Genomic DNA, 12,681 nt, shown 5'->3' with positions numbered 1-12,681 from the left:
GGTCCTCATCAGCCGTAGACCGTCTCCCCGCCCGCGGAGTCCTTGCCGATCCGGCGGGCCAGGTAGAGCCCCTCGAGCGCGAGCTCGATGGCCCCGGCGCGCTGGCCGTCGTTGCTGGCGCCGAGGCGCTCGCACACGTCGTCGTAGAGCTCCGACTCCCCCAGCACCGGCAGACCGGCGAGGAACTCGCGCCCGGAGACCTGGGCACCGGTGGTGATCATCCGGCCGTCCTCGATCGCGTCGACGAGCAGCGCGAGGTCGATGCCCCGCAGCCGGGCGCGCACGGTCTCGGCGGTCGCCGTCCGGAGCAGGTGGGTGAGGATCTCCTGCTCGCGGCCCTCCTCGCCGGACTCGAACTCGATCTTCCCGCCGAGCACGTCGACCGCCGAGTCGAGGTCGACGACCCGCGCGACGGCCTCGGGCTCGTCCTGGACGGTCGCCCGGTGGAGAGCCGCCGCGGCCACCGTCTCGGCGCCGGCGATCGAGAACCGCGCCGAGACGCCCGAGCGCTGGTCGACGGCGCTCGACTCACGCAGGTTGCGGGTGAAGCGGGCGAGGATCTCGAGGAGGTGGTCGGGTACGTCGGCGACCAGCTCCGCCTCCTGCCGGATGACCGCCATCTCGGCCTCGAGCTCGCGCGGGTAGTGGGTCCGGATCTCCGCACCGAAGCGGTCCTTGAGCGGCGTGATGATGCGGCCGCGGTTGGTGTAGTCCTCCGGGTTGGCGGAGGCGACGACGAGCACGTCGAGCGGGAGCCGCAGGATGTAGCCGCGGATCTGGATGTCGCGCTCCTCCATCACGTTGAGCATCGCGACCTGGATCCGCTCGGCGAGGTCGGGCAGCTCGTTGATGGCGACGATGCCGCGGTGGGAGCGCGGGATGAGGCCGAAGTGGATCGTCTCGGGGTCGCCCAGCGAGCGGCCCTCGGCGACCTTCATGGGGTCGACGTCGCCGATCAGGTCGGCGACCGAGGTGTCGGGGGTCGCCAGCTTCTCGGCGTACCGCTCGCTGCGGTGACGCCACGCCACCGGCAGGTGGTCGCCGAGCTCCAGCGCGCGCCGTTTCGACTCGTGGGTGACGGGGTCGTACGGGTGCTCGCCGAGCTCGGAGCCCCCGATGACGGGGGTCCACTCGTCGAGCAGTCCGACCAGGGTGCGCAGCAGCCGGGTCTTGCCCTGGCCGCGTTCGCCGAGCAGGACGATGTCGTGGCCGGCGATCAGGGCACGTTCGAGCTGCGGGATGACGGTGTCCTCGAGGCCGTGGAGCCCCGGCCACGGGTCGTCGCCGGCCCGCAGCTTGGCGAGGAGGTTGTCGCGGATCTCGGTCCGCAGCGGCTTCTGGACGTGACCGGCCGCCCGCAGCTCGCCGAGCGTGGCGATGGTCGGCGCGGCGATGTCCGAGGTGGGTGCGGTGAGGGGAGCGTCTGTCACGCGGTTCACGCTACGCCGCGATCCAACCCTCAGGTCACGGGCGCGTTAACGTCGGCGGCGTGTTCGGAGATCTCGCCGAGTCTTCCTGTCCCTGCGGCACCGGCCTTCCCTACGCAGCCTGCTGCCAGCCGCTCCATCGCGGGGCGCGGCAGGCCGAGACGGCGGTCGAGCTCATGCGCAGCCGCTATGCGGCGTACGCCGTCGGCGGGACCGCCGGGCGGGACTACGTGTTCCGCACCTGGCACCCGCGCACGCGCCCGGCGCTCGACGACCTCGACGCCACCGAGGCCACCAGCCGGACGCTGGTCTGGACCGGCCTGACGGTGCACGACCACGGTGACGACTGGGTGGAGTTCACGGCCCGCTACGACACGCCGGACGGCCCTGGTGAGCTGCACGAGCGCAGCCGGTTCCAGCGGCGTGCCGGGCGTTGGACGTACGTCGACGGCGAGGTCTCCTGACCGACCTGTTCGCCCCAACCCGTGGCGTGAGCCTGCGACGGGGGTCACAATGGCCGGGTGCACACGCGGAACCTTCCGCTCGACCCGCCCAGCCGGGCGCTGCTCGACGCCGTCCTCGCCATGTCCACCAACCTCGATCTGCGCAGCGTCCTCCACCGCATCACGCGGTCGGCGTGCGAGCTGACCGGTGCGGGCTACGGCGCCCTGCGCGTCCTGGGGCCAGACGGCGCGCCCGGCGAGCTGGTGACCCACGGGAACGCCGACCACCACGGTGAGCCCGCCGGTGAGCCCGGCCATGTGCCCGGCCATGTGCCCGGCGTCGACCGGACGCCGACGGCTCCCGGCGCGCGCACCGTCCTCGGCGTTCCCGTGCGGATCGGGGATCGCGTCTTCGGCCACCTCCGCCTCGCCGCCAAACCCGGGGGCGAGCCCTTCAGCGAGCGCGACGAGCAGCTCGTCACCGCGCTGGCAGGAGCGGCCGGCTCGATGGTCGAGAACGCCCGGGCCTTCGGCCTGAGCGAGCGCCGGCGACGGTGGCTCGAGGCCGCCGCCGAGCTGACCGAGGCGCTCGAGCCGCCGCTCGACCACGAGACCGCCCTCCAGCGGATCTGCGCCACGGTCTGCTGCATGACCCAGGCGCGCGCGGTCGCGATCGTCACCCACGACGGGCACGGCCCCGTCACCGCGCGCGCCGCCTCCCCGGCCGACGAGGAGCTCGCGCTCCGCGCCGCGCGCGCCCTGCAGGCCGCACGCTCGGCCGGCGAGCCGACGCTCCTCGAGCCGATCGCCGAGGGGCTCTGTGTCCTGGTCGTGCCGTTCCACTCCGCGCTCTCCGGTCACGGCGGCATCTGCGTGCTCCATGACGGCTCCTCGGTGTTCTCCGAGGACGAGGAGGGCCTGCTCGCCCGGTTCGCGGACCAGGTGGCGCTCGCCCTCGACCGGGTCCACGCCGTCGAGACCCAGGCGGACCTGGCCGTCGTCACCGACCGCGAGCGGATCGCGCGAGAGCTGCACGACGTCGTCATCCAACGGGTGTTCGCCACCGGCCTCCAACTCCAGGCGATGGGGCAGCTCACCGCCGAGCCGGCCGTGCAGGAGCGGCTCAGCGCCGCCGTCGACGCGCTCGACCACACCATCCGTGACATCCGCAGCACGATCTTCGAGCTGCAGCGCACACCCGCCGACCTGCGCGCCCGGACCCGCTGACGCGGCTCAGTCGGGCCGCCGCAGCAGCCGGCTGGCGATGAGCGCGGCCTGCGTGCGCCGCTCGACGCCGAGCTTGGCGAGGATGCTCGAGACATAGTTCTTGACCGTCTTCTCGGCCAGGAACATCCGGTCGGCGATCTGCCGGTTGGTGAGCCCCTCGGCGATGTGCGCCAGCAGGCGCTGCTCCTGCGGCGTGAGCGCGGCCAGCTCGGGCGCCATCGACTGCGGGTTGCGGACCCGCTCCAGCACGCGGGTCGTCAGCGCCGGGTCGATGAGCGAACTGCCGGAGGCGACCACGCGGATCGCCGAGACCAGATCGTTGCCGCGGATGTCCTTGAGGACATAGCCGGCGGCGCCCGCCATGATCGCGGCGAAGAGCGCCTCGTCGTCGTCGTACGACGTCAGGATGAGCGCCGCGATCTCTGGGTGGGACGCACGGACGTCGCGGCAGACCTCGATCCCGGAGCCGTCGGGGAGGCGCGCGTCGAGGACCGCCACATCGGGGCAGAGCCGCGGCAGCGCGGCGACGGCCTCGCGGGCCGTGCCGCCCTCGCCCACGACCTCGAGGCCGTCGTGGCTGTCGAGGAGGGCCCGCAGTCCCGCACGCACGACCTCGTGGTCGTCGAGCAGGTAGACGCTGATCGCGGTGCCCTCCGGGCTCCTCGCATTCGCCGAACTCACCGCGACGTCCCCCTCCTGACGAGAGTCACCACCCGATCGGCGAGCTCCAGGCCGGTCTCTGCGTGGCTGATCCACACCACGCTGCGCTCATCCTGACCCGTCAGCACCTCGCGTGCCACCTGTTCGGCCGTACTCGTGTCCAGATGGGCCACCGGCTCGTCGAGCACCAGCACCGGCTGGTCGGCCAGCAGCGAGCGTGCGATCGCGAGCCGGGCACGCTCCCCGCCGGACACCGCGGCAGCACCGTCGCCCAGGTGGGTGTGCAGCCCGTCGGGCAGCCGGTCGAGCCAGTCGCCGAGATGAGCGCGCCGCAGCGCGGCCTCGACCTCCGCGTCGGACGCCTCGGGGCGCGCGAGGCGCACGTTCTCGACGAGGGTCGAGGCGAAGACGTGCGGGTCGTCGTCGACGAGACCCACCCGGCGGCGTACGTCGGCGAGCGCGAGCGCGTCGAGCGGCCGGTCGCCGAGCGTGACGCTGCCCCGCACCGGGTCGAGGAAGCGCAGCAGCAGCGCCGCCAGGGTGCTCTTGCCCGCACCGGAGGGCCCGACGACTGCCACGCGCGCTCCGGGCTCGACCTGCAGGTCCAGCCCGTCGAGCACTTCGTGTCCGCCGGGGGCGGCGGTGACGCCGGCGAGGACCAGGGTCGCCGCGGTGGGCTCCGGCGCGGGGCTGGCCGGGTCGGCGACGACGGGGCGGCGCTCGGTGAGCGCCGTGAGGCGGCGCGCCGCGGCGGCGGTCCGGGCACGCGCAGCGCCCGCGTCGGCGAGGGTGGCCGCCGGCTCGGCGAGCGCCAGCGGCAGCAGCGCCAGCAGGGCGAGGATCGGTCCGGAGACGGTCCCGGCCACCACCTCGGGACGGACGAGGAGTACGACGCCGGCGACGCCCAGCCCCGCGACCAGGAGCACGACCGCGCGCGCCGCACCCAGCCAGCGGGCGGCGGACACCGCCGCGGCCGCCGTATGGCCGCTCAACTCATCCATGACGTGAAGTACCCGACCCTCGGCCTGCCACATGCGCAGCTCCGTCGCCGCCTGGGTGGCCTCGACGACGGCGGCTGAGAGCTCGCCGCGGGTCACGACCGAGATCTCCTCGGCGCGGGCCGCGCCGCGCCGGGCGAGCCCGAACGCGGCCACGCCACCGACGAGACAGCAGACACCGACGACCGCCGCCGCGGGCGGGGCCAGCAGCCCCGCTATCGCGGTCGCGAGCGCCGCTGCCAGCGCGAAGCTCCGGACCGGGAGCCGCACGCGCAGTTCCTCGTCGAGGACGCAGTCCACGTCGTCGACGACACTGGCCAGCAGGTCCCCGCGGCGACGCGGCAGGGCGCCGGGCACGAGCGGCACCAGCGCGTCGTACACCCGCACGCGGGCCGACGCCAGCAGCCGCAGTGCGACGTCGTGCGAGCGCAGCCGCTCGACGTACCTGAGCCCGGGGCGGGCGAGGCCGAACGTGCGCACCCCCACCATCGCCACCGTGAGGGTCAGGATCACCGGGTGGTAGGACGCCTTCACGATCAGCCAGCCGGCCAGCGCCGTCAACGCCACCCCGCTCGCCGTCGCCAGGCCGCCCAGCACCGCCGCGCCCCACAGCCGCGAGGTCACCCGTTCCGCCCGAGAGGTCACCGACTGCCCGCGAGAGGTCACCCGCTCCGCCCGAGAGGTCACCGACTCCCCGCGAGAAGTCACCCGTTCCGCCCGAGAAGTCACCGACGGAGAGGTCTCGGGAGCGGCGAGCTCGATCACCCGGTCGGCCAGCTCGACGAGCGCCGACCGGTGCGCCACGAGTACGACGCCCCGCGACCGCCCGAGGTCGGCGACCGTGTCCGCGATGACCTGTTCGGTGAGCGGGTCGAGGTGGGCCGTCGGCTCGTCGAGGAGGACCCACGGCCGGTCGGAGAGCACCACGCGCGCGAGCGCGAGCCGGGCACGCTCCCCCGCGGAGAGCGAGTGCCCATCCTCGGCGAGGTCGGACGCCAGGCCGTGCGGCAACTCCGCGACGCGGGAGGCCAGCGCCACCTCACCGAGCGCCGCCCAGAGCTCCTGGTCGGTGGCGGACGGCGCGGCGAGGCGGAGGTTGTCCGCGACCGTGCCGGACACGAACACCGGCCGCTGGGGCAGGTAGGCGATCTGCTCGGGTCGTGGGCGGCGTACCCAACCCGCCGTCGGCTCCAGGAGGCCGGCGACGACCGCGAGCAGCGTCGACTTCCCGCAGCCGGACGGCCCGACGACGGCCGTGACCCCGGTCGCCGGGATCTCGGCGGTCACCGGCGCCAGCGCGGGCCAGGTGCGGCCCGAATAGGTGACCGACAGGTCACGCACCTCGACGCTCGGTGATCTCTCGGCGGGAACGACCGACTCCTCGGCGGGAACGACCGACTCCTCGGCGGGAACGGGTGACTCCTCGCCGAGGTCGGCGGTCGCCTCGAACGTCGCGACCCCCTCGGCGGCGGCGTGGAACTCGGTGCCGACCCGGCGCAGCGGCCAGTAGGCCTCGGGCGCGAGCAGCAGCACGACGAGCGCGGTCTGGAGCGAGAGGTGGCCCGCGGCGAGCCGGATTCCGACCGTGACCGCGACGAGCGCGACCGAGATGGTGGCGACGAGCTCGAGGATCGCGGACGAGGCGAAGGCGATCCGCAGGGTCGAGAGACTGGCGCGCCGGTAGCGGTCGGTGACGGACCGGATCGTCGCGGACTGCGCCTCGGCGCGGCGGAAGGCGACGAGCGTCGGCAGGCCGCGTACGACGTCGAGGAAGTGCCCCGACAGCGCCGACATCGCGCGCCACTGGGTCTCGGCGCGGTCGCGGGTCGCGAGCCCGACGAGGATGCCGAAGACCGGGATCAGCGGCAGCGTCACCAGCACGATGAGGCCGCTCATCGGGTCGAGGACCGCGATCGCGGCCAGGACCAGGCACGGCAGGATGCCGGCGAGGACGAGCGCGGGGACGTAGCGGGTGAGATAGGGCTCGGCCGCACTCACCCCACGCGTCGCCAACGCGGCCAGCGCCCCCGAGGACCGCCCGGGGACGCCGCCGAGCACCGCCCACACCACCCGGCGGCGCAGGTCGGTCCCCACGACCCCGGCCGCCCGCGCCGCCGCGACGTCACCGATCCAGCCCGCCAGGCCACGACCGGCGAAGACGCCGAGGGCTCCGACGGCCCACGGCCAGACGGCACCACTCCCGGCGTGCACGGCCGCGACGAGCAGCCGGGTGACGACGTACGCCTGGGCGACGAGGAGGACGCTGCCCGCGACGCCGCTCGCGAGGACGGCCGTGAGGGGACGGCGCGCCGGCGCGAGCTGGCGCCGCAGCCGTGGGTCGGAGGGTCTCATGCGCGTGCTGTCACGACGCTCAGGCGACCACGCCACCGGGGTCGGGGTCGATGCCGGTCTGGTCCTTGTGGCCCTCCTGCGCCAGCTCCTCGGTCGGCAGGTGGTGCACGGCGATCCGCTTGCGGAAGACCCAGTAGGTCCAGGCCTGGTAGGCGATCACGCACGGCGCGAAGATGCACGCGATGATCGTCATCACCTTGAGCGTGTAGCCGGTCGCCGACGCGTTGGTCGTCGTCAGCGAGAAGGCGTCCGCCGTCGTCGACGGCATGACGTCGGGGAAGAGCGCGACGAAGAGCCCGGCCACGGCGAGCGCCAGGGTGAGGAAGGTGCCGAGGAAGGCCCAGCCCTCGCGTCCGGCGTACGCCGCCGCCAACCCGGCCACGAGCGCGACCGCGGCGACGAGGAAGAGGACGCCGCTGCCCACGTTCCCGGTGTGGACCTGGGTCCAGACGAGGAACACGACGGCGAGCACGGCGGCCACCAGGCCGATGCGCACCGCCAGCTTCCGGGCGCGGTGGCGGATGTCGCCGTCGGTCTTGAGCGCGACGAACATCGCGCCGTGGGTGAGGAAGAGCGTGAGGGTGACGAGCCCGCCGAGGATGCCGAACGGGTGGAGCAGGGTCAGCAGGTTGCCGGTGAACTCCTTGTCCTCGTCGATCGGGACGCCGTACACGATGTCGGCGAAGGCGACGCCCCACAGCAGCGACGGCACCAGCGAGCCGAGGATGACGCAGCGGTCCCACCAGCCGGCCCAACTGGTGCCCGGGCGCTGGTGGCGGTATTCGAACGACACCCCGCGCACGATCAGCGCGATGAGGATGAGGAAGAGCGGCAGGTAGAAGCCGGAGAAGAGCGTGGCGTACCACTCCGGGAAGGCGGCGAAGGTCGCGCCACCGGCGGTGAGGACCCAGACCTCGTTGCCGTCCCACACCGGACCGATCGTGTTGATCATGACCCGGCGCTCGCGGTCGTCCTTCGCGAGGACCGGGAGCAGCATGCCGACGCCGAAGTCGAAGCCCTCGAGCACGAAGTAGCCCATCCACAGCAGGGCGATGAGGCAGAACCAGAAGGTGGTGAGTTCCATGGCGGTCTCCGGCTCAGTAGGCGAAGGTCAGCGGCTTGTCGCGGTCGTCGTCGGGCTCGCGCCACTTCGGCGAGGGCGGCTCGACGAACTTGTCGGCGCCCTTCTTGACGACGCGGACGAGCAGGCCGACCTCGACGACCGCGAGGACGAGATAGAGCAGCGTGAAGCCGAGCAGCGAGATCCACACCTCGGCCGGGCTCACGCTCGGCGAGACCGCCTGGTCGGTGGTGAGCAGCCCGAACACCACCCAGGGCTGACGGCCCGCCTCGGTGAAGATCCAGCCGAGCGAGTTGCCCAGCAGCACCATGATCGGCGACGAGATCGCGACCACGGCGAACCAGCGGCCGGATGGTGCCTTGTTCTTCCGGGTCAGCCACAGCAGCGCGAGCCCCACGAGGGCACCGACGACACCGAGGCCCATCATCCAGCGGAAGCTCCAGTAGGTCAGCGGGATGATCGGGGTGTAGTCCCCACCGGAGTAGTACGACGTGCCGGGCTTCGCGCCGTACGTCTTCTCGTACTGCTTCTGGAGGTTGTAGATCCCCTGGACCCGCTCGTCGAAGTGGCCGGTGGCGAGGAACGACAGCACGCCGGGCACCTCGAGTGCCCACTTCTTGTGCTTGCCGTCGCGGGTGCCGATGGTGAGGATCGAGAACGGCGCGTGGGTGTCGGAGGTGGTCCACAGGGCCTCGGCCGCGGCCATCTTCATCGGCTGGACGTCGGTCATGATCTTGCCCTGCACGTCGCCGGAGATGCCGACGCCGAGGCCGGCGACGACCATGACGACGGCGGCCAGGCGCATGCCCTTGCGATACATCGGGCGGTCGTCCCGGGCCTTCTTCACGTAGAGGACCGCGCTGATGCCGAGGATGAACGCCGCCCCCGTCATGTACGCCGCCAGGATGACGTGCGGGAAGGCACCGAGCTGCACCTTGTTGAACATCACGGCGCCGAAGTCGTCGAGCTCGGCGCGCCCGGTCGTCGGGTTGAAGTGGTAGCCGACCGGGTGCTGCATCCACGAGTTGGCCGCGAGGATGAACCACGACGACGCCAGGGTGCCGAGGTGGACGATCCACATGCAGGCGGCGTGCAGCGGCCGGGGCAGCTTGTCCCAGCCGAAGATCCACAGCCCGAGGAACGTCGACTCGAGGAAGAACGCGAGCAGCGCCTCCACGGCGAGCGGCGCGCCGAAGATGTCACCGACGAAGCGGGAGTAGTCCGACCAGTTCATGCCGAACTGGAACTCCTGCACGATGCCGGTCGCCACCCCCATCGCGATGTTGATCAGGAAGAGCTTGCCGAAGAACTTGGTGAGCCGCAGCCACTCCTGCGAGCGGGTGCGCAGCCAGATCGTCTCCATGACCGCCACCAGGACGGACAGGCCGATCGTCAGAGGCACGAAGAAGAAGTGGTAGACGGTGGTGATGCCGAACTGCCACCGGGCGAGGTCCAGAACGCTGTCCACGTCAGCCACTATCCCGGCCCCTCCCAACCCTCGGAAGCGGGGTGTCGTCCAGGGGTCCGCTCAGGACTGGTTGCTCACATTGCGAGATCGGTCTAGACCAGCGGGTCGGGCTCTTCGTCCTCCCCCGGCGGCGGTACGACGAGGATCGGGCACGGCGCCTCGCGCAGCATCGCCCTCGCCGTACCGCCGAGGTGGCCGCGCGGGAACAGGCGCGCCCGGCGGGCGAGCACGAGCAGGTCGACCTGCTCCCCCAGCGCCACGAGCGCGGCGGCCGGGTGTCGCTCCAGAACCCGGGTGGTCGTCTCGACCTCGGGATACTCCGCACAGACCGGGTCGCACACCTCGGCGAGCGCGGCGCGCATGTCGTCGGTCCACCCCTCCGTGTCGAGCTGGTCGGGGAGCATGAGGGCGTCGTACGCCGTCGTCGGCAGGTGCCAGGTGTGCATGATCTCCAGCCGGGCACCCCGCTTCCGGGCGATCCCGAGCGCCTTGCGGAGCAGCGGGCCGGCGGTGTCGACCGTCTTGATGCCGACACCCACGCGGCCGCGGCCGTTGCCCTCCCAGCCGTCGGGGACGATCGTCACCGGACAGTGCGCGCCCGCCGCGAGCGCCGTGGTGGTGGAGCCGGTGACGAGCCGCTCCAGGGTGGAGTGCGGCTGGAAGCCGACGACGACGAGGTCGGCACCCTTCGCGGCCTCCAGGAGCGCGGCCTGGCGCTGGCCATGGAGCAACTCGCCGCGGATCTGGCCCGGGTCGACCAGCGTTTTCGCCAGGTCGAGGGCCTGCGCGAGGACGGCCTGCCCGGCCTCCTCGAGCCCCTGCACCGCCGTGGGGACGAGCGACGAGTAGCCCGTGACGACGTGGACCACGTGGAGCTCGGCGCCGTGCCGGGCGGCCACATCCGCGGCGTACCTCACCGCCGCGTCGCTCGCCGTCGAGCCGTCGACGCCAACCAGGATCCTGCTCATGACCGTGCTCCCTTCTCGGAGTGTCATCGTCTCTTCTCATCCTGCCCTGCCGGGGCGACCGAGCGGGGCGTCTCGTCGGTCACGCGGCTCGCGCCGTGTCGCCGGGCATCACCCCCGGCACCACGACCATCCGAGACCCCGGCACCCACCACACCCAGCCCGACACCGGCTGAGCCATGCCCTTACCTCGAATGCCGAGGAGCCCCCGGGGTGGTCTCCCCGAGGGCTCCTCGCGGCCTCACGCCTCGTTGGTCGACGCCTCGTCGACGTAGATGACGACATTTGCGTCGTAGGCGCCGGTCGTCGCCTCGGCGTCTCCGGCCGTGAGCTGCTGGTGCGGGCCGCGACCACCTGGCTGCTCACCGCGATCGCTGCCTCGACGAACTGCTGGGGCACGGGCACGCCGAGCGCCCCAGGGCGAGGGTGATGGAGTGGCCGAGCGCGAACGACACCGTGATCGCGGCGATCCGGCGTACGGCGGGTGCGGGCCAGCAGGGGCCGGAACCAACTAACCGAGCCTCCACGAAACCCGGGGCGCTTCACTCGCTGGCCGGCGCTTCTTCGTCACAGTTCGCGGCGGCAGGCTCGTCACTCTTGCCGCATCTCGACAGACGCGGATCGGCACCGCACTCGGCGGCTCACGTCCGGCGGTGGAATCTGATGGTGCCGTCGGGGTGGCGGGTCGTGGTGAACGTGGGGTTGTGGGCGAGTCGGTGGTGGTGGCCGCAGAGCAGGACGGCGTTTCGTAGGTCGCTGTTCCCGCCTTGTGCCCAGGGGTCGAGGTGGTGGGCGTCGGTCCAGGTGTTGGGGATCGAACAGCCTTCGGCGGCGCAGGTGGCGTGCTTGATCCGGAGGGCTTTGCGTTGGGCGGGGGTGAACAGGCGGGTGGTGCGGCCCAGGTCGAGGACTTCGGAGTGGGTGCCGAGGACGGCGGGGATGATGCCGGCGCAACACGCGAGTCGGCGAGCTTCGGCAGCCGACAGGTCTCCGCCCTCACCGTCGGCGGCGTTGGCGTTGGCGTCGATCACGGCCGTGCCGAGGTCGTTGGTCAGCTGGTCGATCGGGATCGTGACGATCACGGTCGTGGCGTCGCCGCCGTGGTGCGGCAGCCGGTCGGGATCGATGCGTTCGAGGAACTGGGTGAAGGCCTGGCCGAGGAGCCGGTCGTAGGACACCGCCCGTCCTTCCTCGGTGAGTTGGGCGAGTCGGGGTTGGGTGAACGCCTCCAGGTAGGTCTTGAGCCGGGTCCCGGTGGCGTGCGGCACCCGGCCGCGCAGCAGACAGGTGCCGTCGCCCAGGTCACTGATCGTCAGGCTGGTCTTCCGGGCGGCTCGTTCCTCCTCGGCGAGGAGGCGTTTGCCGAGCTCGTCCTCGGCGCGGTCGGGGTCGACCACGGCCAGGATCCGTGCCCCCAGCCGGCGCAGCTGGCGGGGTGTGAACCGCCCGGCGAGGTCGACCAGATGGGTCTCCGCGGCGGCACGAGTCTCGGGCTCGAGGTCGTCGGGCAGGTCGTCCAGAGCGCGGGCGATCACCCGTGCCTGCGGCAGTGAGCAGCGGCCCTCCGCCAGCGCGGCGGCGACGTGTTCCCAGCGCTGCTCGAGTCCGCGGGCCAGGTTCAGGTCGGCGCGGGCGTCGCGCCCATCGACCTGGAGCTCGTGGACGCACCAGTCCCCGACATCGCGCGCCCCCACCTCCTCGGCGACATCGCCCGCGACGGCCAGCACCCGCAACCGCGCGGCGGCGACCTGGGCCTCGAGCGCGGCCAGCTCCCGCAGCACCACCTGCTTCTGCGCGGCACTCAAGAACACCGGCTCCGCGACCGCTGCCTTCCCCATGGCGTCGCGGGCGACCTGGACGCAGGCCAGCAGCAGCGGCGTGGTCGACTCCTCGGTCACGAGCGGGCACCCCCTCGGCGGCGTACACGGGACTAGCTCCTCACACCAGCGACACTAGACCCGACCACCGACAGTTTCCGAGCAAAGATTCGACCCTGTGGAAACCGCATGCCAAAAACCCAGACACGGGAAAGTGCACCCGACGCAAGGCGGACCAAGGCC

At 72.4% G+C, this 12,681-nt stretch carries 9 protein-coding genes; 2 read left to right on the top strand and 7 right to left on the bottom strand.

The window, feature by feature from the left end; genetic code table 11:
* Positions 1 to 8: 8 nt before the first annotated feature.
* Complete coding sequence (locus AB3X52_RS15005) at positions 9 to 1,430, bottom strand: magnesium chelatase ATPase subunit I (RefSeq protein ID WP_437440561.1); 1,422 nt, start codon at positions 1,428 to 1,430, stop codon at positions 9 to 11.
* Between the two features lie 59 nt (positions 1,431 to 1,489).
* Between AB3X52_RS15005 and AB3X52_RS15000 the strand changes: the two genes are divergently transcribed.
* Together AB3X52_RS15000 and AB3X52_RS14995 are read left to right on the top strand one after the other, a co-directional pair.
* Positions 1,490 to 1,891: a YchJ family protein gene (locus tag AB3X52_RS15000; RefSeq protein ID WP_367994902.1), complete on the top strand. Its 402-nt coding sequence runs from the start codon at positions 1,490 to 1,492 to the stop codon at positions 1,889 to 1,891.
* Positions 1,892 to 1,948: 57 nt separating this feature from the next.
* Positions 1,949 to 3,097 carry a sensor histidine kinase gene (locus AB3X52_RS14995; RefSeq protein WP_367994901.1) on the top strand — a complete coding sequence of 383 codons (1,149 nt, stop codon included), beginning with the start codon at positions 1,949 to 1,951 and terminating at the stop codon, positions 3,095 to 3,097.
* A gap of 6 nt (positions 3,098 to 3,103) precedes the next feature.
* Here AB3X52_RS14995 and AB3X52_RS14990 read toward each other — a convergent pair whose 3' ends face one another.
* The 6 genes from AB3X52_RS14990 to AB3X52_RS14965 all read right to left on the bottom strand — a co-directional run bounded on the left by AB3X52_RS14990 (position 3,104) and on the right by AB3X52_RS14965 (position 12,519).
* Positions 3,104 to 3,778 carry a response regulator gene (locus AB3X52_RS14990; RefSeq protein WP_367994900.1) on the bottom strand — a complete coding sequence of 225 codons (675 nt, stop codon included), beginning with the start codon at positions 3,776 to 3,778 and terminating at the stop codon, positions 3,104 to 3,106.
* Positions 3,775 to 7,107, bottom strand: coding sequence for a thiol reductant ABC exporter subunit CydD (gene cydD / locus AB3X52_RS14985; protein WP_367994899.1), 3,333 nt, complete (start codon positions 7,105 to 7,107; stop codon positions 3,775 to 3,777). Before cydD ends, AB3X52_RS14990 begins: the two co-directional genes overlap by 4 nt.
* A 19-nt stretch (positions 7,108 to 7,126) precedes the next feature.
* Positions 7,127 to 8,191 (bottom strand): cytochrome d ubiquinol oxidase subunit II, encoded by a 1,065-nt coding sequence (gene cydB / locus AB3X52_RS14980; RefSeq protein WP_367994898.1) that lies wholly within the window; start codon positions 8,189 to 8,191, stop codon positions 7,127 to 7,129.
* 13 nt (positions 8,192 to 8,204) lie between these two features.
* The gene (locus AB3X52_RS14975; protein WP_367994897.1) at positions 8,205 to 9,656 is read right to left on the bottom strand and encodes a cytochrome ubiquinol oxidase subunit I; all 1,452 of its coding nucleotides are present in this window, start codon (positions 9,654 to 9,656) and stop codon (positions 8,205 to 8,207) included.
* 92 nt (positions 9,657 to 9,748) lie between these two features.
* Positions 9,749 to 10,624, bottom strand: coding sequence for a universal stress protein (locus AB3X52_RS14970; RefSeq protein ID WP_367994896.1), 876 nt, complete (start codon positions 10,622 to 10,624; stop codon positions 9,749 to 9,751).
* Between the two features lie 638 nt (positions 10,625 to 11,262).
* A complete protein-coding gene (locus tag AB3X52_RS14965; RefSeq protein ID WP_367994895.1) occupies positions 11,263 to 12,519 on the bottom strand; it encodes an HNH endonuclease signature motif containing protein in 1,257 nt (418 codons plus the stop codon).
* Positions 12,520 to 12,681: the final 162 nt, after the last annotated feature.

The organism is Nocardioides eburneus (assembly GCF_040838215.1).
Classification (GTDB): Bacteria; Actinomycetota; Actinomycetes; order Propionibacteriales; family Nocardioidaceae; genus Nocardioides; species Nocardioides eburneus.
This window is presented reverse-complemented; position numbering and strand designations above follow the sequence as displayed.